Source organism: Pantoea sp. Ae19-2 (assembly GCF_059801205.1).
Genome location: NZ_JBCHWE010000001.1, coordinates 3,987,547 through 4,010,760, shown reverse-complemented (window position 1 = coordinate 4,010,760; position 23,214 = coordinate 3,987,547). Strand labels below are relative to the sequence as shown.

Annotated in this window: 24 protein-coding genes; 20 read left to right on the top strand and 4 right to left on the bottom strand. The window is 48.4% G+C overall.

What is annotated here, in order from left to right:
• Positions 1-75: 75 nt before the first annotated feature.
• From AAIE03_RS18400 to AAIE03_RS18380, 5 genes are all read left to right on the top strand, one after another.
• Positions 76-891, top strand: a complete 816-nt coding sequence (locus AAIE03_RS18400; protein WP_019105391.1) for a DUF3289 family protein — start codon at positions 76-78, stop codon at positions 889-891.
• The gene (locus AAIE03_RS18395) at positions 888-1,367 is read left to right on the top strand and encodes a DUF943 family protein (RefSeq protein ID WP_019105390.1); all 480 of its coding nucleotides are present in this window, start codon (positions 888-890) and stop codon (positions 1,365-1,367) included. The genes AAIE03_RS18400 and AAIE03_RS18395 overlap by 4 nt, the downstream gene beginning before the upstream one ends.
• Positions 1,368-1,700: 333 nt before the next feature.
• Entirely contained in the window at positions 1,701-2,921 is a 1,221-nt protein-coding gene (locus AAIE03_RS18390) for a tyrosine-type recombinase/integrase (protein WP_498563125.1), read from the top strand.
• The gene (locus AAIE03_RS18385) at positions 2,921-3,631 is read left to right on the top strand and encodes a hypothetical protein (RefSeq protein ID WP_498563124.1); all 711 of its coding nucleotides are present in this window, start codon (positions 2,921-2,923) and stop codon (positions 3,629-3,631) included. The genes AAIE03_RS18390 and AAIE03_RS18385 overlap by 1 nt, the downstream gene beginning before the upstream one ends.
• A gap of 376 nt (positions 3,632-4,007) precedes the next feature.
• The gene (locus tag AAIE03_RS18380) at positions 4,008-4,214 is read left to right on the top strand and encodes a helix-turn-helix transcriptional regulator (RefSeq protein WP_013027749.1); all 207 of its coding nucleotides are present in this window, start codon (positions 4,008-4,010) and stop codon (positions 4,212-4,214) included.
• A 22-nt stretch (positions 4,215-4,236) separates the two neighbouring features.
• On the opposite strand, the gene AAIE03_RS18375 is transcribed toward AAIE03_RS18380, so the two are convergent.
• Positions 4,237-4,425: a toxin-antitoxin system HicB family antitoxin gene (locus AAIE03_RS18375; RefSeq protein WP_210448616.1), complete on the bottom strand. Its 189-nt coding sequence runs from the start codon at positions 4,423-4,425 to the stop codon at positions 4,237-4,239.
• 238 nt (positions 4,426-4,663) lie between these two features.
• On the opposite strand from AAIE03_RS18375, the gene AAIE03_RS18370 reads away from it, so the two are divergent.
• From AAIE03_RS18370 to AAIE03_RS18345, 6 genes are all read left to right on the top strand, one after another.
• Complete coding sequence (locus tag AAIE03_RS18370) at positions 4,664-5,020, top strand: hypothetical protein (RefSeq protein WP_498563123.1); 357 nt, start codon at positions 4,664-4,666, stop codon at positions 5,018-5,020.
• 28 nt (positions 5,021-5,048) lie between these two features.
• A complete protein-coding gene (locus AAIE03_RS18365) occupies positions 5,049-5,333 on the top strand; it encodes a hypothetical protein (RefSeq protein ID WP_058701262.1) in 285 nt (94 codons plus the stop codon).
• Positions 5,330-5,707: a DUF5375 family protein gene (locus tag AAIE03_RS18360; RefSeq protein ID WP_013027753.1), complete on the top strand. Its 378-nt coding sequence runs from the start codon at positions 5,330-5,332 to the stop codon at positions 5,705-5,707. The genes AAIE03_RS18365 and AAIE03_RS18360 overlap by 4 nt, the downstream gene beginning before the upstream one ends.
• A 9-nt stretch (positions 5,708-5,716) precedes the next feature.
• Positions 5,717-8,389 carry a DUF927 domain-containing protein gene (locus AAIE03_RS18355; protein WP_498563122.1) on the top strand — a complete coding sequence of 891 codons (2,673 nt, stop codon included), beginning with the start codon at positions 5,717-5,719 and terminating at the stop codon, positions 8,387-8,389.
• Between the two features lie 366 nt (positions 8,390-8,755).
• On the top strand, positions 8,756-9,031 hold the full coding sequence (locus tag AAIE03_RS18350) for an ogr/Delta-like zinc finger family protein (RefSeq protein ID WP_110016039.1): 276 nt from the start codon (positions 8,756-8,758) through the stop codon (positions 9,029-9,031).
• A 15-nt stretch (positions 9,032-9,046) separates the two neighbouring features.
• On the top strand, positions 9,047-9,871 hold the full coding sequence (locus AAIE03_RS18345; RefSeq protein ID WP_498563121.1) for a hypothetical protein: 825 nt from the start codon (positions 9,047-9,049) through the stop codon (positions 9,869-9,871).
• A gap of 418 nt (positions 9,872-10,289) precedes the next feature.
• On the opposite strand, the gene AAIE03_RS18340 is transcribed toward AAIE03_RS18345, so the two are convergent.
• Both AAIE03_RS18340 and AAIE03_RS18335 read right to left on the bottom strand, forming a co-directional pair.
• Entirely contained in the window at positions 10,290-10,817 is a 528-nt protein-coding gene (locus tag AAIE03_RS18340; protein ID WP_498563120.1) for an AAA family ATPase, read from the bottom strand.
• A complete protein-coding gene (locus tag AAIE03_RS18335; protein ID WP_498563119.1) occupies positions 10,814-11,245 on the bottom strand; it encodes an ASCH domain-containing protein in 432 nt (143 codons plus the stop codon). Before AAIE03_RS18335 ends, AAIE03_RS18340 begins: the two co-directional genes overlap by 4 nt.
• A 26-nt stretch (positions 11,246-11,271) precedes the next feature.
• Here AAIE03_RS18335 and AAIE03_RS18330 point away from each other — a divergent pair, with 26 nt between their 5' ends.
• From AAIE03_RS18330 to AAIE03_RS18305, 6 genes are all read left to right on the top strand, one after another.
• The gene (locus tag AAIE03_RS18330; RefSeq protein WP_498563118.1) at positions 11,272-12,510 is read left to right on the top strand and encodes a hypothetical protein; all 1,239 of its coding nucleotides are present in this window, start codon (positions 11,272-11,274) and stop codon (positions 12,508-12,510) included.
• Between the two features lie 92 nt (positions 12,511-12,602).
• Positions 12,603-13,079 carry a GNAT family N-acetyltransferase gene (locus AAIE03_RS18325; RefSeq protein WP_498563117.1) on the top strand — a complete coding sequence of 159 codons (477 nt, stop codon included), beginning with the start codon at positions 12,603-12,605 and terminating at the stop codon, positions 13,077-13,079.
• Between the two features lie 915 nt (positions 13,080-13,994).
• A complete protein-coding gene (locus AAIE03_RS18320; protein ID WP_019105388.1) occupies positions 13,995-14,270 on the top strand; it encodes a YmdA family protein in 276 nt (91 codons plus the stop codon).
• A gap of 517 nt (positions 14,271-14,787) precedes the next feature.
• On the top strand, positions 14,788-15,711 hold the full coding sequence (lpxP, locus tag AAIE03_RS18315; protein ID WP_145033219.1) for a kdo(2)-lipid IV(A) palmitoleoyltransferase: 924 nt from the start codon (positions 14,788-14,790) through the stop codon (positions 15,709-15,711).
• 760 nt (positions 15,712-16,471) lie between these two features.
• Positions 16,472-17,134 carry an oligosaccharide flippase family protein gene (locus AAIE03_RS18310; protein WP_498563116.1) on the top strand — a complete coding sequence of 221 codons (663 nt, stop codon included), beginning with the start codon at positions 16,472-16,474 and terminating at the stop codon, positions 17,132-17,134.
• A 456-nt stretch (positions 17,135-17,590) separates the two neighbouring features.
• On the top strand, positions 17,591-18,208 hold the full coding sequence (locus AAIE03_RS18305) for a trimeric intracellular cation channel family protein (protein WP_013027768.1): 618 nt from the start codon (positions 17,591-17,593) through the stop codon (positions 18,206-18,208).
• On the opposite strand, the gene ligB is transcribed toward AAIE03_RS18305, so the two are convergent.
• On the bottom strand, positions 18,122-19,891 hold the full coding sequence (ligB, locus tag AAIE03_RS18300) for an NAD-dependent DNA ligase LigB (protein ID WP_498563115.1): 1,770 nt from the start codon (positions 19,889-19,891) through the stop codon (positions 18,122-18,124). The genes AAIE03_RS18305 and ligB overlap by 87 nt on opposite strands.
• A gap of 240 nt (positions 19,892-20,131) precedes the next feature.
• Between ligB and gmk the strand changes: the two genes are divergently transcribed.
• Genes gmk through spoT form a run of 3 tightly spaced genes read left to right on the top strand, consistent with a single transcriptional unit; the run spans position 20,132 to position 23,214 of the window.
• Positions 20,132-20,755 carry a guanylate kinase gene (gene gmk / locus AAIE03_RS18295; RefSeq protein ID WP_014332998.1) on the top strand — a complete coding sequence of 208 codons (624 nt, stop codon included), beginning with the start codon at positions 20,132-20,134 and terminating at the stop codon, positions 20,753-20,755.
• A gap of 54 nt (positions 20,756-20,809) precedes the next feature.
• Complete coding sequence (gene rpoZ, locus AAIE03_RS18290; RefSeq protein WP_498563114.1) at positions 20,810-21,085, top strand: DNA-directed RNA polymerase subunit omega; 276 nt, start codon at positions 20,810-20,812, stop codon at positions 21,083-21,085.
• 20 nt (positions 21,086-21,105) lie between these two features.
• Positions 21,106-23,214 carry a bifunctional GTP diphosphokinase/guanosine-3',5'-bis pyrophosphate 3'-pyrophosphohydrolase gene (spoT, locus tag AAIE03_RS18285; protein WP_426144394.1) on the top strand — a complete coding sequence of 703 codons (2,109 nt, stop codon included), beginning with the start codon at positions 21,106-21,108 and terminating at the stop codon, positions 23,212-23,214.

The following is a 23,214-nucleotide window of genomic DNA, read 5'->3' as shown; positions in this document are numbered from 1 at the left end:
ACGATATTTAAAGATTTGGATCTACCTTCACAAGTAAGAGTTTGGTCTGAAAATTAATATCATAAGGAAGTTATTATGTCAGCTATGGTGTTCCCAGTCACACTTTATCAGACTAAGCATCAGTTCAATGACCACAGCTCTGATGATATGCAATGTGGCGATCTTACTGAAAAACAGCTTAGAAGCGACTTAGGTCTTGATGATGTTTCTGATGTCGTTGATCCGTGGACTGGAGAGGAAGTCTCAATATTTAGTTCCTTCCGTAAATCCCAACCAAAATCAAAAACGGTAATTGCTCAAATCCTTTTCGATGAGTTTCTTCGAGTGTCATTGCCTACATATTACTTAGGGCAACATAATTTATTTAATAATCTTGTAAAGCATTTTTATCATGGCAATGGAAAAAGCTATTCCAGCCCTTTTCTTGATAGTGCATATAAAAGTTTGATAATAAACGAACAATCCTCTCCGTTATCTTCGCTAAAAATAATCCAGTCTATGCTCGATAAGGTTGCCATTGATGTAAAAAATGGCTTATCTGATGCCGACAAAGATTCAATAACTAAAGCAATAGGAAATTCAATACTTCCTAAGTTCAACAGATGGGCAGATAGCTTCAATGGGTTAGGAATGTCTATACATGACATATATGCCACAAAGATTCAACTCACTAAACTTGATATCACTGAGAGTGGTTATGTAGCGAAAGTAACTTTTACAGGACAAGACCATTTTGGTCTCGACAAAACTGACATTATGAATATGAAGTTTCACTATATTAGGGCATTTCGCATCTGGTTTGTGCTCCAACGATGGGAAAAATTTTCATTTAAACCTTTTTTTACAAATATGAAAGCCGAGTTTGAAATTAGTAGTCGGAGGAATGGATGAAAGCCAGAAAAATTATAATATTTATATTATCAGCTATTATTCTTGTGTTTTTTTATTTGAATTTTTTTAATTCTACTAAAGTCCTTGCCGTTCACGGAGCTGGCTCTAATAAAGAGTTTTTAGTTAAAAACATGCCTTTCAGTGATAGTAGTAAAATTGAGTGGTGGGATAATAATGGAACTAAAACTCTCTCATCCGCTGAAACTTACTTTGTTTCAATCTGGAAGTTTGACGGAAAATATCAAAAGCTTGCTCCTAAAAATTCAGGTATTTTTCCAGATCATGATACTGATTATTTACTATGTTTTGATGACATGAATACAGAAGAAAATTGTATTGAAAAGTCTAACTGGATCATGGACATAACTAAGACAAAGGATGGCTATACCTATTACCGAATAGGAACCGAATCTTACTATCGGAAACCTTCTGGTGAACTCATGCAAGGTGAAAGATCAAAGACAACCATTCAATGACATATGTAATCGTAACCTGGCAAGCTGAACAGCTTGCCACTGTTATAAATGGGGAGTTGATTGGGGAGTAAAATGATAAACCCGTCACATATAAAATCATTAAGGTTATGATAAATAGCATTTATTTTATTTTAATCAACATTCAGATTCAGAATATTGAGTAACTTCTCAATAATTATCATATAGCTTCATAAAACCATTAAAACCCGTATCTTACGGGTTTTACCTTCTCATAAAGAATCATTCCTTCTCGCAAAATCTCAATCATTTACTGTACCATCTAGTGTACCAACCACACTTAAAGCCGTTATTGTTTTGGTACAAGTAGGAAAAATGGGAAAGCTATCAGATATTCAAATAAAAACTTGGCTCAGGTCTCAGGAACGGTTTGAAGGACGCTCTGACGGAAACGGATTGTACCTTTGCTACCGCAAAGAATTCTCAATACCCAAATGGCGCTTTCGCTACAGCTACGGAGGAAAAGCCCGTGCGATGTGGATCGGTTCGTACGGGGATCTGTCCTTAGCAAAAGCGCGCGAACGGGCCAGAGAGCTATCGGCAAGAGTCGCTTTAGGCTATGACGTCGCCGGAGAGAAACAGGAGCGTAAAGCCTCTACGCTTGCCAAAATCGAGAAAGAAAAGAACGCTCGTCGTGTTTCTGAACTTGCGCTTGAGTATTACGAGAGACAAATTGTTGAACGCTGGAAACACCCCGATATTCTTCGCAGGCGCATTGAAAAAGATATCAATCCTCATATAGGCAACATAAAGGTTGAAGACGTTAAACCTGGTGATATTGATATAATGTTGCAGAGCATTGTTCAACGCGGCGCGCCAACTATCGCTAATGATGTGTTACGTTGGATAAAGCGCATATTTAACTATGGTATAAAACGTCATTATTTGAGTGTTAACCCAGCGGCAGCCTTTGATAATAATGATGCAGGTGGCCAGGAGAAATCCAGAGAGCGTTTTCTTTCAGAAGAGGAAATTACGCTACTTTTTCGCGCGATGAAAACAGCTAAAGGATTTAGCCGTCAGAATGAAATCACTTTTAAATTACTTTTAATACTTTGCTGCAGAAAGATGGAGTTATGTGCCGCGCGGTGGGAGGATTTCGATTTAGACGCTGGGATTTGGCACCTTAAGAACACAAAGAATGGAGATAATTTAGATATTCCACTTTCATCATTAGCAATTAAATGGTTACAAGAATTACAAGACCTATCTTTAAATAGTGATTGGGTGCTTCCTGCAAGGAAAATACAAGACCGAATGATACCCCACATTGCAGAAAGCACGCTACCTGTAGCTCTTGCCAAACTCAAACCCCACATGGGAAATATAGAAAATTTCACAATCCATGACTTTCGTCGCACAGCTAGAACATACCTGGCTTCATTAGGGGTTGATCCCGTGGTTGCTGAGAGGTGCTTAAATCATCGCATTAAAGGTGTTGAAGGAATATATAACCGACATCATTATTTCGATGAAAGAAAAATTGCTATGCAAAAGCTATCTGACTTTTTTGCTAAAATTGAGGAGGAATCGTAATGGAATTTAGTTTTTCAAAAGGAAGCGCCATTGAGAGGTTGGCCTACTATCCTCAAATTGAAATAAAAGAATTAGCAAGAGCATTGGCTAGTGTTGACCCGCATATCCGTAATGATGAACTTCCAGAAGATAAAATTGGTATTGTAAGCGCCTACTCCGATTATTTAGTTAGAATACATAGATACTTATTCAGCTTCCTAAAATCACAAGGAAAAACAAAAGAGTTGGATGTTTTTTACCCAAAACTAATTGCAACCAACTGCCCTATTGAATCAGGAATTCTTTTCGCCTCATGCTTTAAACTTATTGAGGAAGGAGTAACACCTAAAATCATCATAGAAAAATGCATTGAATCTTTAGTTAGTATTTATAAAAAGCATGGTGAGTCAATTATTTTTCAGTGCGCAGGTACAGAGGGAGTTCTGGTTGCTAAAGATAATTCTCAAGACAGACGTGGTTTCCATAAAAAAGATGAGGAAAGCGCTTCTTTACATAAAATAATTGGACTTCCTGCTATTAATCTAGCACTCGAAAAATCTTCAAGCGGCTCTACAAAATGGATTAATAATTCTGGAACACCGACAATTGATCCTCTTTTTAAGCTTCTGACTGCTTATGCCGATGCTAAAGGCATCAATAAAAAGGGCTTGGGTAAATCTTCATTTTATGAAAAATTAAAAATTTCACTTTCATCTGTACATGACGAGTGAAATTACAAACTTGACAATGCCAAATGTAGGTAAACAGCATGTGCTGAGAAGTCGCGCAGTTTGCCTTCAATTGCCATTGATTACCATTCAGTTGCCAATGATTGCCAATGATTGCCAAACAAAAACTTCCCTCGAAAATAAGTAGTAAATTAAAATCGCATAAAACCGGATAAAAACATATAAAATCAGAAAGTTATGATAAAAATTAACTCATTGATTCTATTGAGTTAATAAAATATTGAGGTTCGTTGGAATAGGTTTTTTTTGATGGAATTGCTTTCATTACGATGGAATTCCATTTTTAGTGGAACACATCATCTCATCTCCTTTAATCTCAGTACATGTCATTTTTAATCAACGAGATAGGAGATCCCTCATGAACCACACACCTTATGGAAAAATCCCAGAAAACGGGTTTATTAGGCAAAAACAACTTATGCCGTGTTTGCCTTTTTCTTCTGCGACGCTTTGGAGGCGTATTGCTGCCGGAGAATTCCCTAAACCTATAAAAATTTCTGCGCGTATTACCGCCTGGAGAGTGGAGGAAGTAAAAGAATGGATCTGCAAACAATGCGCCCACTAACCAATACGCAAATCGCTAGCCTTCAACCTTTTGGCTCAACTCCACGTCGTTTGAGCTCATTTCTTGCAAGTTCTTTAAACCAGTTTGCAAGGGTGGTTTGGTCTTTAGCGGCTTCCTGGTCTAGTTGTTCTCGAAGTTCTGGATTGATGCGGATTTGGAAGGTTGGTGACTTTCCGCCTGTTTTTGGAGTGCGATCTTTAACCCTTGACATTGTACGTACCTTCTATTTTAATGATTGGTATAAGGTACGTACCTTATACAAACGGATGACCGAAAACAAGCGGCTATGCGAGGTACTCGCAATACCTCACAAAGCCTGACCATAATTGAACCAGAGGGTCTATATATGGCTGTATCAAAGTCTACTTGGATATTTTGCGCAAGCAACAGTCAGACCGCAGAACACATTCAACTTTTAAGCACTTCCCGTCGCTGCAACGGAGGTCGTTATGCCTGATTATCCTCAGCATGGTGAACGCTGGCAGCATTCGCAGGGCTGGACGGTAGCGGTGATGCGCCTTTCTGCTGCGCCCTTCTCCGTTGCATGTGCTAACCCTGAATTCAGTCATGAGGTGACCTACCGCTACGACAGTGACGGGCAGGTCACCTCAGCCCCGCTGACGTGGTTCCTGGAGAGTTACACCCTTAAAGCGGCGTCACCGCGCAGCGATATGTCTGCTGTCGGCGAGCATGACGGGTTCAGCTCACTTGACCTGCATTCCTCGGTGACGTTCAGCCGCTGGCGGGAGCCGGTGATGCGCCAGCCCGCTGAGCCGGACGACGGCCACTACTCAAACTACCTCTGACACGCAGCCAGCTTTAACGGAGTAAACCATGAATATTTCACACGGGCACAACGGTGCTCAGGGCATCCCCTTGCCTGAATCCGGCGTTTTCAGCGCCTTTGAATACGGCCTTCCTGCCGACGCTTTCGAAAAACTCAACCGGGCCATGCACGCCTGCGACCTGCTCCAGCTGCTGCTGTCAGAGCATCCCGGCGATGCGGGTTCGGTGGCGGGCCACACCGTTCCCGGCATGGCGGCGGTGATGGAGTACCTGCGCGCCGACCTGACCGACGTCACGCGCTGCTGCGCGCTCATCGGGGAGGCTCACGCATGAAAAAGCCACAGGTTTCCGTTTTTCCGGCGGAGCTGACGACCGCCCTTTACCGCCGCGCCATTGCCTCCGCCTGGCGGGCAAAGCATCTGGCCGACACCGGCAGCGAAATGCGCGGCCCGCACCGCATGACGGTGGAGCGCATCGAGATGGCCATCGCCCTGCATCTGGAGGGCACGATGGTGAACGAGTACGGCGAGGCACAGGGCGCGGCGGCGGCGCTGGCGCTGCTCACCGACATGGTGGAGCCGACGCTCTTGACCGCACCGCCGGTGCTTACGGCGCGCGGGTGTGAGGTGATGGCCGGGCTGTACGCCACGCTTCCGGCGGCGTTTGAATCCTTCTGCGACACCGGCGCGTCGCTGTACCGGCATTAAGGGGGCGTTATGACAGTACAGTCAGTATCACACATCACGACGGCTGCGCGCGGCCGCTGGCCGGTGATTTTTCAGCAGCTCGGCATCAGCGTGCCGGACGGCGGCAGGCACGGCCCCTGCCCGGCCTGCGGCGGCAAAGACCGGTTCCGCATGGATGACCTTGAGGGGCGCGGAACTTGGATTTGCAGCCAGTGCGGCCGGGGTGACGGGCTTGACCTGGTGAAGCTGGTCAAAGACAAAGGCGTGAAGGCGGCCGCGCAGGCGGTGGCAGAGGTGCTGGATTTGCGCGACGTGCAGAGCGTGCCGGTTAAGCCTGCCAGAGAAAAAGCCCCGAAACGCGATATGGCGCCGGTCGTTGACGCGCTGGTGAAGGCCGGCCACAGCGGTGAAAGCGCCTATCTTGCAGGCAAAGGCTTTGCCGGTTATCCCGCCTGCCTCACCGGCAGCGCACAGCGCATCAGCGGCACGGCCTTTCCGGCGGGTTCCCTGCTGCTGCCGCTGACCACAGCAGACGGCGCGGTGACCGGCGCGCAGCTGATTGCCCCCACCGGGGAGAAAAGCCTGCTGCCGGGCAGCGTCATGAAGGCCGCATTCGCGGCGCTCAGCCCCCTGCCGTCAGAGCCGCCGGTGCAGGCGGTCATCACGGAGGGCTACGCCACGGCGCTGACGGTGAGCCAGCTGACCGCCGGTTGCGTGGTGGCGGCCGTCTCGGCGGGCAACCTGCCGAACGTGGCGCAGGCGCTGCGGGCGCGCTGGCCGGAGGTAAAAATCGTCATCGCCGGTGACAACGACTTTCAGGACGGTGGCGAAAACCCCGGCAGGGCGTTCGCGGAAAAGGCGGCCAGAGCGGTCGGCGGCTGGGTGAGCCTGCCGCCGGGCGAAATAAAGGCCGACTGGAACGACTTTCACCGTGAGCACGGCGTGACCCGCGCCCGTGAAGCCTTCCGTAACGGTCTGGTGCTGTGCGGTGAGGGCCGCACGCAGCTGCCGCACGGATTCCGGCTGACGCAGGAGTATCTCTGGTACGAAAAGCAGGTGCAGCGCAACGGCGAAACCGAAATCCAGAACGTGAAAATCTGCAACCCGCTGCGCGTCACGGCCATCACCTGCGACGCCGACGGCGGCAACTTCGGCCGCCTGCTGGAGTGGGAGGACACCTGGGGCGAGCGCAGGCGCTGGGCGATGCCGATGGAGATGCTGAGCGGCAGCGGTGAGGAGCTGCGCCGCGTGCTGCTGGTCAACGGCCTGTCGTACATCAGCACCACCGGCGAGGCCCGCGCGCGCCTGATGGAGTACATCTCGCTGTGCAAGCCGGAGCGCCGGGTAACCTGCGTGAGCCGCACCGGCTGGCACGGGCAGGTTTATGTGCTCCAGGACGAGGTGAGCGGCGACGGCGCGGACGGCGTCATTCTCCAGACCACCTCCGTGCAGGGCCGCGACTTCCGCGTGTCCGGCACCGTGGAGGAGTGGCGCGAGCACGTGGCGCGCTTCTGCACCGGCAATTCCCGCGTGGCGTTTGCGGTCAGCCTGGCCTTTGCCGCCCCGCTGCTGCGGCTGGTCGGGATGGACGGCGGCGGCTATCACCTCAAGGGCGAATCCACGGACGGCAAGACCACCACCATGAAGGCGGCCACCTCGGTGTGCGGCGGGCCGGACTACTGGCAGACGTGGCGCGCCACCGGCAACGCGCTGGAGGGCTGCGCCAGCCGCCGCAACGACGCCGCCATGATGCTCGACGAAATCCGCGAAGTGGACGGCCGCGAGGCGGGCAACATCGCCTACATGCTGGCAAACGGCCAGGGCAAGGGCCGCGCCGGAACGGACGGGGAGCTGCGCACCCGGAAACAGTGGCGGCTGCTGTTTTTCTCCACCGGCGAGCTGTCGCTGACCGAGCACGCCGCAAAGGCGGGTGAACGCACGTTTGCCGGGATGGAGGTGAGGATGATCCAGATACCCAGCGACTCCGGGAAGTTTGGCGTGTTTGAGGAGCTGCACGGCTTCGACAGCGGAAAGGCGCTGGCCGAACACCTGGAGTGGGCGACGTCCAGCTACTACGGCGCGCCGTTCCGCGAGTGGCTCAGGGCGCTGACCGCCGACCTCAGCGGGCTGACGGCCCAGGCCAAGGCGCTGATGAAGGAGTACACCGCCGCCCTGACGCCGCAGGATGCGGGCAATCAGGTGGGCCGCGCGGTCAACCGCTTTGCCCTGGTGGCGATGGCGGGCGAGCTGGCAACCCGGCTCGGCATCACCGGCTGGCAGGAGGGGGAAGCGCTGCGGGCAACCCGCGTGTGCCTGAATGCCTGGCTGAAAGACCGCGGCCACACGGCCAACCAGGAGGACATCGCGGCGCTGGAGCAGGTGCGCAGCTTCTTCACGGCCAACCAGTACAGCCGGTTTGCCGACTGGCACGACGAGCGCAACCGCCCCGGCAACATGGTGGGCTGGCGCAGGGTGGAAAAAGGCAACACCGCGCAGGGTACCGAGGCGGCCACGACGTTTTACGTCATGCCGTCCGGGTGGAAGGAAATCTGCAGGGGGTTTGACCCGCGCAAGGTGGCGCGTCTCTGCGCCGACCGGGGCTACCTGATGGCCTCCGCCGACGGCAAGCTGCAGACCAGCATCCGCCCGCCAGAGATGAACGTGCGCAGGCTGTACGTCTTCAACAGCGAGGTGCCGGGCTGATGCAGACGCCTTTGCGTGAGTCTTATTTTTAAAGGGTAACAGGTGTAACGGGTGTAACAGCCGCATTCAGTAAGGCGTCAGCCTGTTACACCTCGCTTTCGGATGAGGTGTAACAGGTGTAACGCACCCGCCCGCGCTGTTACACCGTGTTACCCGTCGTGTTACACCAGAAGAATAAGAAAAAGTGCTTTTAATTCATCGCTGTAACACCTGTTACCCGTGTTACACCGCAAACAGAAGGTAAGTCAGCCAGCCGCCCTTTTCTGGCAGGCGTTGTGTCAGGCACGGCACACGGCCCGCACATGGCTCACCTGTGCCAGCCCCGGCACAATTGACTCACTGAAAACGACCACACAGGAAAACGAAATGGCCCTGAAATGTCCCGAATGCGGTCAGGTGGCCCACACCCGCACCAGCGCCTACGAGGCACCGTCCGTCAAGCGCACCTGGTATCAGTGCCAGAACCTCGACTGCTCCTGCACGTTCACTGCGCTGGAGAGCGTCGAGAAAATCATCATGAAGCCCAACAGGCCCGTGGCGGCAGAGCCGGAGCCGGAAAATGATGCGCCGGTGCGCCAGCCGCAGACGCTGGGCCGCTACGGCTCCGCCTGCACCCGTAAAGACCGCCACGCACAGCCCTGACAGAGAGGAAAAGACATGACACAGAAGCAGATGACCGACGAAGAGATTAAGGCAACCGGCCAGTACGTGGGCCAGCTTGTGGCACGGAGTCAGAAGCCGCTTAAGGATGCGGGCTGGCTCATGAAGCTTCCCGAAGATGAGTTAGCAGAACAGAGCGCCGCGCTGGCGAAAAGCCTTCCGGCTGGCTGGCTGCCCCGCATTCAGGAACTCCAGAAAAAAATGATGGCCTGGCTGGAGGCCAAAAAGGCCGAAGCCGCCGCCAGGGAGAGCGTTGAGGCGCTGCGCCAGAGCCAGGCACAGACGGAACAGGCAGGCCAGGACAACCGTGCGCGCTTTCGTGAGCTGCTGGAGCAGAACGGCGGCACCGTCACGCCGGAGATGAAGGCGCTGCGTGCGGAGTATCTGGAGCAGCAGGAAACGGCGACCGAGCTGGCCGGACTGATTACCCAGAGGGAAAAGCAGCTGCCGGGGCTGGCCGACGTGACCGGGCAAAAGGCTCACGCTTACATCACCTGCCATGAGCGCATCATGGACGAGCGCATCGATGCGCTCATTGATGAATTCTTTATCTTCCACGCCATTGAGCTGACCAGCCTGCTGAGAATGAAGTACAGCCAGTTTGAACGGTATGGCTCACCCCATGCGCCGGGTGTACTTGAAGGGGCAAACGATGCAGACACGCTCTACCGTGGATATATCATGAATCTGATGCTGAGCTGGACAAATACAAAGCTGCCGCTGATGTTTCGTGATGATGTTATCAGCCTTGCAGGCCCGTACCCCTTCAGGGGGGCCGGAACTGACCGGCGCAAGCGTAAACGGTTCCCCGGCCAGAAATAACCCATCAGCCCGGCACCTGCCGGGCTTTTTTACGTCTGCTGCGTGAGTGCATGTCTATGCTGCATGAAAACGCATGAGTCTCAGGCACCCAAAAGCGGCAGCAAAGGCCAGCAGCGGCGCGGCCCGGAGCCACTCATGCAGGTGCATGAAAACCGCTGCATGAAGTGCGCAGGCGTGGCGGGGCTACGAGTGCGCGCTGAGTCTCTAAAAGCACCCCTCGAAGAAAATAATCCATGTAGGATGACATCCAAAATTTACTTCACTTTTTAAATACATCGTCGAAGCATAAGCGCTGTTAGTAAAGATTTTACCGTAACTAACAGCGCACCCTAAAACTTTCCTCAAAAGGCACAAGTTATGACTCAACATCGGCCTTACAGGCTTCTAGTAAGCATACTTAAACCTAAATGGTTAAAAATCAAAGCCCATCAATAAAATTAGAAAAAAAACAAATATCTTTATCGGAGCCAGAAATTACCTTACCACCTTTTTCTTGATATATTTTCAAAAAATAATTCAAAGATTTCATTTGAATGCTATCAATATCGTTGACACTCGCAGCATTTCTTTTTTTTGAATCACGGTCCCTATTCTCCTTGATCAACTCAGCATCTTTTTTAAGAAAAAAAGCAAAATCTAAACACAAAGATTTTAAAACAGCCTCTTCAATGAAAACGATACCTTCTTTTGTCTCAATCAAATTATGAAGCTCTATAATAAAAAAATCAGAACCCTGGCTTTTCTTTAAAAAACTCATTGCCTTAACAAGCTTGATTTGATTACTGGCAACGACATCACTTGTTAAAAAATCATAATCAATAAACCCGCTATATTTTTCAATAAGGCTTGATGCACTATAAGATTTAAACTCCGGATACTTAGACTTTACTTTTCCAGAAAAAGTAGTCTTCCCTACACCTGAAATACCATATATTCCTATAATCATGCGCCCCCCTTAGATTGTAAAAAACAATCCAATTTTTCATTGACGTAGCAGAACGATTGAGGAGGAGTAAAACCGCAGGTCTTTAACTCACTTAAAATAAAAATTTTCTTAAATGGGCTAACTTTTTCAAGGTGTATCAAGTAGGCGAATTCACACCCCAAAAAATAATCATCAAAGTCGCGCTCTGTTATACATGCGGCCTGAAGTATATGAGCCTTTCTATCACTAATTTTATTTATATCAACTTTCTCAACAGATTTAATGTGTGCTTTTGCCACCAAAGCCTTGACAGGTGAGCTAGAGTAAAGATAAATTTCAGTATCGGGCAAGAAAGACCTACCCACCCTCTTTCTTAACTCTATGATTTTATTACCTAATAAAATTTCTTTGATGTATTTTGGCTTCACGCTAAGTAAAATTTTATTCATAAACTTTAACTTTTACTGGAAAACACATGGCAAAAAGCTTAGCAGTTTGGGTAACCGATTCCAATGATAAAACACCTAACAATCAAAGGCGTGATCCGCAAGAGCAAACGGTAAACGAAACCAAAGATAACACTAAAGACAAGGGTGTATTAGAAAGTAATGATCCTGAAATAGAATTACATATCAATTACTGGGTACTTAATGATAAAAATTTAAATAGAAAAAACACACCTACTAAAGAAAACACATGGGTTGGTCCTCTTCAAATTTTTTTCAAGATTTTCAGAGCTATATACCTCATATTAAAATGGCTTATTAGCTTTGCTAAAGAAAGAGAAACCACCACTTATCTTGATGTTGGTGTAAGATTTTCTAAAACACAAGAAGATCAGGTTATAAACATCTTCTTCCCTTTTAAAATTAAACCACGCGATTACGATAGCCAGTTAGGCCTTAAGGTGGCAAATGATGTTTTACTGCTATCCACTATATTTAACAGTGAAGTACAATCTATAGAATTCAGAGATAACTTTTACCACCACTCAGATATAACTTTTCTTAATGCAGGGAAAGAAAAAGCTGATAGCGTAAGATTTTATACTAATATTGACTTACAGGTAGATGATAACAATCCACTTGGATCGGGAGTGAAACTGAATGAAGTGAAAGATGAAGGTAGCATATTGTCTTTCCCTTTGAAAAACTTTAGAGCCAATGACAATAAAAATGGTTATTTTAGATTTCGTTTAATCCTAGATTCAATAAGTAAAAAAGCGTTATCGACTTACTATGTTCCTTCTGATAGCTTCATGCTTACTACCGAAGAGTCGATAGAAATAATAGATTTTAGGGTCAACGAAATAAGAAACACTCCTGAAAATGTTAACTCATTACTTACGCTCCGAGGTGTTCTAAAAAAAGTACATTTTTTTATCATCAGAGAAGTTAAATCTGAGTATGTGATGTCTGACAGAAGTTACAATAGAAGTCGACTTTTAGAAGGCGATTTATGGAAAAAATATTTACAGTCTCATCATATAAAACCGATAAAAGATGTACCTAAGATGCTGATTTTTCATTGGAAATCAGAAGTAAAACATGATAGTAAACTCGATGAAAAAACAGAAATTTTGGAAAATTTTTCTGCTTTTGCAAAATTTCGCCATACAAGACGTTCTCCTTGGATCATACTAAGGAGCATAGTTATTGGCCTTGCCTTCAGCATCGTAGCCAATGGGCTCTATGATTTAATTAAATCTTGCTGACATAAATTATTAACGTGACGTTGAAAAATTAAGCTTTATAATGGGTAAAATTTTTCATCGAACACACAAATTCGCAATTGGTAGGAGGATGCATGAATACTGCTAAGTACATGTTAACAATAGAAAAAAACCCTACAACAGAAATTGCCACTTATACTGAATTTAAAGCTCAAAACGTTCGTCCGTTCCTGAATCATGTTTCTTCTTTCTATCCTGGATTCCAAACATGGTTCAATTTTAAATTCTTAAGTGGCCTTAACTCTGGTGAACGTAAGGTACTGATAGTAAAGGAAAAAGGTGAGATTGCTGGTATCTCATTGCTTAAAGTGACCAAAGAAGAAAACAAAATCTGTACATTTTTTGTTGCTCCCGAGTATCGAGGAAAAGGAATCGGGACTATGTTAATGGAAAGTTCATTGGCGAACTTCGATGGCTCACTGCACATCACAGTATGTGAAGAGCGCAATGCAGACCTGAAGCCTTTTCTCCAAAAAAATGGTTTCCGGTTAGATTCCGAGCAATTAGGGCTCTATCGTGACGACGTTATTGAGTATTTTTATACTCGATAAGACTCTTTAAATCGCAGGACCATATTTTGAAAGCAGAGGCTAGCCCTCTGCTTTTTTGTACCAATTAATGTACCAATAAATTTATAAAATTTAAATTAAACATAAAAAACAAAGAGTTAACAAAAAACAATCGTTCAGATTCAAAATATCGAGTAATAGATAATTTCGCTTTATAGCGTTTACTACGTCACTTCATCATTATCAAGTCCTTGTAATAGCGGACTTTTCACATTGCTGCTCAGCAAATTTAGGCGCGTAAAAAAGGCTCAACAACCTGCTGTAAGCGCACTGGGCGCCCGTTTTACTGATGCTTTCTGGTCAGACAGATAAAATCTGTAACCCTTTAGTGTTAACTTATCATTTTCGGTGCTCCCTTTTTTAACGGAACATGGAATTGATTTTTATCGTCAGTATTATGCAGCCCTCTCGGCAAGGCCTCCTTATTTCTTAAGTAAACCGTCCTCACCGAAGAACCTTCGCCAACCGAATAGTGAGATGTGATAAGCAGGCCGGAAACTAAAACGCGAAGAAGCCCAGACGCACAACAATCCAAGTACGGATAATGAACATGTTTTCATCTGGGTGATACATGACCTGTATGCCGCATTTCAGCCTACCTGCACCCCAATTTTCATACGCATTATTGAAACGGGTTGTTTTGTGATTGACCGCCCAGTATTCAGGCGAATTTGTTAAAAAAGAGAAAATCTTACTAAGAAAAAAAATGCCCATAAGGTGTTGAACTATAATCCACTAAGCTTCTTCCAGAAATCGGCATTAATAAGAGTCTGTAAGTGCTAATCACTCACACTATCGTATAAAATAATTTTTAAAAAATAAAAAAGCACGATCGACTAAAGTTTTATTATTTGGTGCCGTTCTTTGTTTATGAAAATCAACACAGAGTGTCAAGCCATGAAAAAACTAACTTATGTATTTGTCTTAATGGCATTATCATCCTCGTCATTTGCAACTGGCGGCCAAATCACTTTTCGTGGTGCTATTGTGGAGACCGGATGTGATACCCTGATTGTTCATTCTCAGATTAAGCAAAGCTGCACAAGAGGGGGTAAAACCGAAGCTGCCACCCTAGGGTTGAATGACAGCCAGCAATCTTTGCCATTCAAGCTGGGCACGATGCAGTTAAAAAAAGTCGGTAATTACCGCATGATGACTGTGAATTACTACTAGCGCTCCTTTTTTGTACAGCATGTTCTTTCAGGCTATGATGTGACGTACGGGGACAGACGTGTATAGCCTGTGAAGACGCATGTCCTTACTCTCTCCTCTTATGATCTGCCGAAATCACTTATCGCACGGATCATGTCGCTTTTCATCACATCCCGGCGCATACTCGTCCTTAGCCAATTTTTAGAATTTTGCCACTCTGAATGTAAGTTTTTCGAAAAGATTTTAGCTTGTGAGTACAGAACTGTCTTAATTTCCCTACGCTTCCCTTAACGTTCTGGCTTTACAAGAGTATACTTAAGACGTTGTTTTTAAATCATTAAAAAATAAAACACCACCCTGTTTTGTTCGTTCAGTAGGCCATTCCATCGATCGTCTTAATCCACAGGATGACGAAAGCTCACTGTGACAGAGGGCACTTTTTGATAAAGTGCTGGTCGTAGTTAGTACAGCCGTACCGCTTGGGAACTTAAGGAATGGGTCTTTTTGCGTTACATCCATCAATCCTTTAAGGTCAATGATGAAAAACACCAGGCAGTTCAGCAGCACACTTTTACACCCGCGTTATTGGTTTACATGGTTCGGTCTAGGCATTCTCTGGCTTCTGGTTCAACTCCCTTATCCTGTTCTGATGAGATTGGGTGCAGGTGCCGGTAAACTTTCCCGTCATTTCCTTCAGCGCCGAGAGCGTATAACCCGTCGTAATATTGAACTCTGCTTTCCTTTTATCAGTGACGAAGAAAAAGAAAGAATGATCGCGGGTAATTTTGCCTCTCTCGGTATGGCACTGGTTGAAACGGGTATTGCCTGGTTCTGGCCTGATCATGCGGTTAAACGTTTATTCAACGTCTCTGGCCTTGCAAACCTCTATTCAGCTCAAAATGAAGGCCGTGGCGTGATGTTAATCGGCATCCATTTTATGTCCTTAGAGCTGGGTGGCCGCATCAGCGGGTTGTGTCAGCCGATGATGGCTATGTACCGTCCGCATAACAACCGCGCGATGGAATACGTACAAACCAAAGGCCGGATGCGTTCCAACAAGGCGATGATTGACCGTCGCGATCTGCGCGGCATGGTGCAGGCACTTAAGCAGGGCGAATCCGTCTGGTTTGCACCGGACCAGGATTACGGCCCTAAAGGCAGTACATTTGCGCCACTGTTTGCCGTTGAGAAAGCAGCGACAACGAACGGTACCTATGTTTTATCTCGCCTGGCCAAGCCAGCTATGGTGCCAATCATGCTGATTCGTAATCCCGGCAACGATGGCTATAAACTGATTATTGAACCGATTCTGGAAAACTATCCTCACAAAGATGAATCAGCCGCTGCTGCTTACATGAATAAGGTGATCGAAAGCCAGATTATGCGCGCGCCGGAGCAGTACCTCTGGCTACATCGCCGGTTTAAAACGCGCCCACCGGGTGAAGCGTCTCTTTACGTATAAAGACAAAGCAGGCTCTGGCCTGCTTTACTTTTTCAGGCGAGATTTGTTTTACCGTTACGGCAAACAAGGCAGGTTCAGCCTGAAAGCAGAAACCCCTATCCAGCCCCGCCTTTCCCTGCTTTCTTTAATCACTGCCAAAGGCTGTTTTGCCAGTACAGCGGTTGAGTCATTCTTACGCTCTGGTTTTTATGTTCAGAATGTTTAAGTATTTACCCCTCACGCGCGTAACAAACGTGTTTATGCTTTGCCGCTGCTTAAGCATTTTATAGCGGAAAAATCCTGGCTCACGCTTTCACAGCGTGCCTATGTACAGTGTTTAAAAGCCTTTTTTATTCCACACTCTTTTATGCTGGATAGTCACACCGAATTCTGGCACAAATAAATATGTAGATTTTATCTGTCAGTCAAAAAAAATCATGCAGCCACTCAATATTAACGCCTATCTCAAATCGTATATCAGATTTTCCTTATGATGTTATTTCTAATAAAAAGCGCTATAAATCACCTACACACAGCAATACTTATATAACGATATAATAAAGGCGTTCAGTAATGTTCATTATGGCATCATGAATGTTATAATTATGAATGACGTCTGGATAATTAAAACAACAACAGGGATTCAGCATCACCAGGGGAAATATGCGCACTATAGATCCGTTCGCGACAGCATCAGCTTGACCGTTAATATAACCTGTATAAACAGACCAAACGCTAAGCCAGGATTTCACCTCCGCTTACCACTATAATTATTTACACGATGGAAAAAACCATGGCTATACGTAAAATAAATATTATTGACGCTAAATGGCCCTTTCTTTCATCAATAAAAATCTTAAGCATTGGCGTGTTGCAACTTTCCCTGCTGGGTAAAATCCTGCAGGCAGAAGCATTCAATTTTCTGGCTGTCGTGATTGCCGGCCTTTTAGTCATAGATACACTGGCGGATCGCGGTTTTTCAAACAAAGTGATTCGCTATTCTCCCCTCTCCGACAATACGTTGTCCGTCATATATTGGGGGAATGTGTTAATGGGCCTCCTGATTTTTTCTGCGCTTTTTATTTCCGGCATTGTTGCCGATCATCTTTTTAACCAGCCAGAGATTACCATGATGCTGGAGATGGCAGCGGTCATCTTTATTATCATCCCTCAGGGTCAACATTACCGCGCGATCTTGCAGCGCGAAAAGCAGTATTCCGATATCGCTTTTTGTGAAATATCATCCGTATTCGTTGGACTGATCATTACGCTGCTGACTGTGTGGAGCACGCCTTCAGTGTTATGCGCGTTATGGGGCTATCTGGCAATGATTTCAGTAAAGATGCTGGCTTACTGCTGTTATGGCCGGGTCTGGTTTCAACCCGAGTATCAATTTAATCTGAAAACCTTTTTCCAGGTTTGTATCAGGAACGTACCGCGATAAGAAGGTATTTGGACTTCAGGCATCTGAAAAAAGGTCTTCACGTGCTGCCAGTCAGCACGTTTTTTTGAGAACACACAGCCCTTTCCGTTATTGGTTATTCCTGCGGATTCTGTCCTGCTTTTCACCGGCCTCTGCATGCGGGCTGCCATTAACCCAACAGGGTTTCACCCTGCATAGCTTTCTTGCGTTGTTTCCTTTCCCTGTTTAGACCAACATAATGTCATGGCAGAGTGCAAGATCAGGGCAATGCGTCAGCGCCCCCTGGCGTGTCTGAATTAAAACCAATAAAAAATTTCATCTCTGCTGGTGTCTTCCCCCATGCACCTTATTGATTATTAATGCCTTATCCCGAACGGGATAATTTTTACTAATACTTTTAACGTCACTAACAGAAAATCTCAGTCGCGCCGTGCTCTTCAGTGGCGTAGCCTTGCCGCCGTCTTCCTGGAGCCTGCTATGTTACTTACTGTTCTCTATATCATTGGTATCACCGCTGAAGCGATGACGGGTGCACTTGCCGCCGGCCGTCGTAAAATGGACCTGTTTGGCGTGATCATTATTGCTTCTGTGACCGCGATAGGCGGGGGTTCAGTACGCGATATTCTGCTTGGCCATTATCCACTGGGTTGGGTAAAGCATCCTGAGTACATCATGATCGTCGCCGCGGCTGCCGTGGTGACCACCTTTGCCGCGCCGTTGATGACACATCTGCGCAAGGTATTTCTGGTTCTGGATGCGCTGGGTCTGGTGGTGTTCTCCATCATTGGCGCTCAGGTTGCGCTGGATTCAGGTCATGCCATGATCATTGCCGCGATAAGTGCCGTCATCACCGGCGTATTTGGTGGGGTTTTGCGTGATATGTTTTGTAATCGTATCCCGCTGGTTTTTCAAAAAGAGCTTTACGCCGGTATCGCTTTCGCTTCTGGCTGGATGTACATCCTGCTACTGAAAACGCCTCTGGCACATGAGCTGGTGATCATCATCACCTTACTTTTCGGTTTCTTTGCCCGCCTGCTGGCACTGCGGTTTCGACTCGGCTTGCCCATCTTCAATTATCCCCACCCTGAACACTGATGATGCCGGGATGCCCTGCTGCTGCAAAAAGGTAATCAACTTCCGCAGCCCGGCATCCTGAAATTGTGCGGCAATGCGTTCAGCACGCCTTGCGCCCACGCCGGGCAGCGCTTGCCAGGTTTGCACATCACGAGCAAGCAAGGGTTCCCACTCTTTATCGGCCAAGGCGCGAAGTGCCTTTTGGGGCAACGCGATGCCCAATGCGTTAACCCAGCGACGCAAAGGTTGCTGGCGGGTCAATTCGAACCTATGCCAGATTTGCTGTGCTCTTTCAGAGGAGATGCCTGCTGCAGCGGCAATCTGTTCTGGCGTAATCGTCAGCCAGGAAAACAGGTGCGTAATACAACCGGTATCCAGTAGTCGCTGCCAGGTGCTGCGCTGAACGCTGGGAATATTCAGCACGAACTTTTGACTCAGCCAGCTCAGGCGAGCCAGTAACTGGCGATGGCAATCCGGCGTTAACGTATAACAACTCAGATGAGTGAAGTGCTCAGAACCCGGTGGCTCAGGGTAATCACGCTGCGCCACGCGCCAGATAACGCGCTCCAGCCGGGGAATTCCCTGTCCTGCCAGGCTAACCGTCACCTGATCTCCCGCGATGACATCCTGCTCTCGCCAGCGTTTTAACGACCCTATGTTGACACGCCTGACGGTTTTGTCATCAAGCTGAACGGGCTGAATATTCAGTACGACCGCCACCTTTCCCGTTCGTCCTATTGAGAAATCTACGGATCGTACCTCACTGCTCACCTCCGGTGGCTGGTATTTCCAGGCGATGGCCCACTCACCCTCACCGGGCTGCCAGTACTTTCCTGCCGGGCGGGCAGCCTGGTGCACAACAATACCGTCGGTAACAAAAGGCAAGGGCGCGTGAAACCAGCGCTCGCGCCAGCTTGCCGCATCCTCTTCATCCTGAACGGGTTGAGTCCAGTGGCTGGCGAGGTCAAAGCCCCATGAGCTCAACCGGGCCAGACGTTCAGGCATACTCGCCGGCCCGTCAGGCCAACTCCAGATAAAAATACCCAGTTGTGCCAGCAGCGGCGAGTCAGCCTGGCTCATCATTGCCCCTGCCACACGGGCTCTGGCATTCCTGCCGCCGTCCACAGCCTGCTGATGACCGGTCATCTTCAAAAAAAGCTCGCCCTGCAGGACGATGCTGCCTTGCTGACTGTCGATAACCGATGGAATGGCAGGAATATGATGGGCTTTCGCCAGCCACTGCTCGCCGTGTAACCCATCGCCGCGGCTGATTAGCGAGACCAGTTTTCCCTGTCGATAGATCAGGGAGACGGCAACGCCATCGATTTTTGGTTGTACCCAAAGATCGTTTCGTGCCTGCATCCAGTAACCCAGCGCACGTTTATCCCGTACTTTTTTAACGCCGGTGTGCGCAACGGGATGCCACTGCGTACCGTCCTCAGGCAAGGCAGGCACATATTCATCCGCAGCCTGAGTAAAACAGCGCTGCCAGTGGTTAAGCCGCTGCTGCAAGCTATCGTAGTCTGCGTCACTAACCAGCGAGCGCCCTTGCTGGAAATACGCCTTATCCCACTGCCGAAGTTGCTGTTGCAAATGCGCGATCTCACTGACGGCACGCGCTGACGTCCAGGCGGGGCACAAAGCCGCAAGGGAAGAAAACGTGCTGAATACCAGTAGCAGCCCAACAATAAACATCCCTCTCATTCGTCACCTCCTGATTTTGAACCATTCAATCTCTGAACATCAGGCTGAGCCAGCCCTGTTCCGGTGTTCTGGAACGGGTTAGGCGAACAAAGAGTTGTGTTTTCAGCTGCTGCGGACTGGGCTGCGTAGCATGTCGCATAAACTTTTCGCTTTGAGGATGGCGCAAACGCTGCGTGGGGCGGGGAAGCTGTGTATACTGTGCAGGAAACCGACTCCGCACTTAATCAATTCAAGAAAATCATGGCCCAAGGTACGCTCTATATTGTTTCTGCGCCCAGTGGTGCAGGAAAATCCAGTCTGATTCAGGCACTGTTAAAAACGCAGCCGCTGTATGATACGCAAGTGTCTGTTTCCCATACCACCCGTGGTATGCGTCCGGGCGAAGCGCATGGTGAACATTACTTCTTTGTTCAACAGCATGAGTTCGAAAAAATGATCGCGGAAGATGCTTTTCTGGAGCACGCGAAAGTTTTCGACAACTATTACGGCACCTCGCGTAAGGCAATTGAACAGGTCCTGGCGACCGGCGTGGACGTTTTTCTTGATATTGACTGGCAGGGCGCGCAGCAAATTCGCGCTAAGATGCCAGAAGCGCGCAGCATATTTGTCTTGCCGCCTTCGAAAGAAGAACTGGATCGTCGCCTGCGTGGTCGCGGTCAGGACAGCGAAGAGGTCATTGCACGTCGGATGGCACAGGCCGTGGCAGAAATGAGCCACTACGCCGAATACGACTATTTAATTGTGAATGATGATTTTGATCTGGCGTTATCGGATCTGAAAACCATTATTCGCGCAGAACGTCTGCGCATGGCCCGTCAGAAAGCGCGCCATGATGCTTTAATCAGCAAACTGTTGGCAGTCTGAACCCAGTTTCAGTATGATGCCGAGTCATTTCTTCATCTGTGGAGTAGCACACCTATGGCACGCGTAACCGTTCAGGACGCAGTAGAAAAAGTTGGTAATCGTTTTGACCTGGTGTTGGTCGCTGCACGTCGTGCACGTCAGATGCAGGTAGGCGGAAAAGATCCGCTGGTTCCGGAAGAGAACGATAAACCTACCGTTATCGCACTGCGCGAAATCGAAGAAGGTTTGGTCACCAATCAGATTTTAGATGTGCGTGATCGTCAGGAGCAGCAAGAGCAGGAAGCCGCTGAGTTAAAGGCCGTTACCGCTATCGCTGAAGGTCGTCGTTAACAGCTAGCTGCAGGTCAACCTTGTATCTGTTTGAAAGTCTCAATCAACTGATTGAACAATACTTGCCTGAGGACCAGATTAAGCGCCTCAAGCAAGCTTATCTTGTGTCACGTGATGCCCACGAGGGACAGACACGCTCCAGCGGCGAGCCTTACATCACCCATCCTGTTGCAGTAGCCTGTATTCTGGCAGAAATGAAGCTCGACCATGAAACGCTCATGGCCGCGCTTTTGCACGATGTTATTGAAGACACGCCAGCCACCTATCAGGATATGGAACAGCTGTTTGGCAAGAGCGTTGCCGAACTGGTTGAAGGCGTTTCAAAGCTGGATAAGCTGAAATTCCGTGACAAGAAAGAGGCGCAGGCAGAGAACTTCCGCAAGATGATTATGGCAATGGTGCAGGATATCCGTGTCATTCTCATCAAGCTGGCTGACCGTACCCACAACATGCGAACGCTCGGGTCGTTACGTCCCGATAAACGTCGTCGCATCGCGCTCGAAACGCTGGAAATATACAGTCCACTGGCGCACCGCCTGGGTATTCATCACCTAAAAACAGAACTGGAAGAGCTCGGTTTTGAAGCGCTCTATCCCAATCGTTTTCGGGTGATTAAAGAGGTCGTGAAAGCGGCCCGCGGCAACCGTAAAGAGATGATTCAAAAAATCCTCTCTGAAATCGATGGCCGCCTGCAGGAAGCCGGTATCCCCTGCCGGGTAAGTGGGCGCGAAAAGCACCTTTACTCTATCTACCGCAAAATGACGCTCAAAGAGCAGCGTTTTCACTCGATCATGGATATCTATGCCTTTCGCGTTATCGTCAAAGATTTAGATACCTGTTATCGCGTGCTGGGTCAGATGCACAGCTTGTACAAGCCGCGTCCGGGCCGGGTAAAAGACTATATTGCAATCCCCAAAGCTAACGGCTATCAATCTTTGCATACCTCGATGATCGGGCCACATGGCGTACCGGTTGAGGTGCAAATCCGTACCGAAGATATGGATCAGATGGCTGAAATGGGGGTTGCCGCGCACTGGGCCTATAAGCAGGCAGGCGAAAGCGGTACCACGGCGCAAATCCGCGCTCAGCGTTGGCTGCAAAGCCTGCTTGAACTGCAACAGAGCGCCGGCAGTTCATTTGAATTCATCGAAAGCGTGAAATCCGATCTCTTCCCGGATGAGATCTACGTCTTTACGCCAGAAGGCCGTATCGTCGAACTGCCGACAGGCTCCACGCCGGTCGATTTCGCCTACGCGGTACATACCGATATTGGTCATGCTTGTGTAGGCGCGCGCGTTGATCGTCAGCCTTATCCGCTGTCTCAGACGCTCACCAGCGGCCAAACTATCGAGATCATCACCGCGCCCGGCGCGCGTCCTAACGCCGCCTGGCTCAACTTCGTGGTCAGTTCCAAAGCTCGCGCTAAGATCCGTCAGCTACTGAAAAACCTCAAGCGCGAAGACTCGGTAAACCTGGGACGTCGCCTGCTCAGCCATGCAATAGGCGGCAGTCGTAAACTGGCGGAAGTACCGGCTGAAAACATCAAGCATGAGCTTGATCGCATGAAACTGACGTCACTGGACGATCTGTTAGCGGAAATCGGTCTGGGTAATGCAATGAGCGTGGTCGTGGCCAAGAACCTGCTCCAGACCGACACCAGCACGCTCAGCAATAACAAAAAACAAGGCAAGCTGCCCATCAAAGGTGCAGACGGTGTGCTGATTACCTTTGCGAAATGCTGTCGCCCTATTCCTGGCGATCCCATTGTCGCTCACGTCAGCCCCGGTAAAGGCCTGGTTGTTCACCATGAATCCTGTCGAAATATTCGCGGCTACCAAAAAGAGCCAGAAAAATTCATGCCGGTAGAGTGGGATAAAGTCACCGAACAGGAGTTTGTGGCTGAGATCAAGGTGGATATGTTTAACCACCAGGGTGCACTGGCTAATCTCACGGCAGCCATTAATACCGCCGGATCCAATATTCAGAGTCTGAATACCGAAGAGCGCGATGGCCGCGTTTACAGTGCCTTTATCCGTCTGACCGCACGCGATCGCGTCCACCTGGCGAATATCATGCGTAAGATTCGTGTGATGCCGGATGTGATCAAAGTTCACCGCAACCGTAACTAG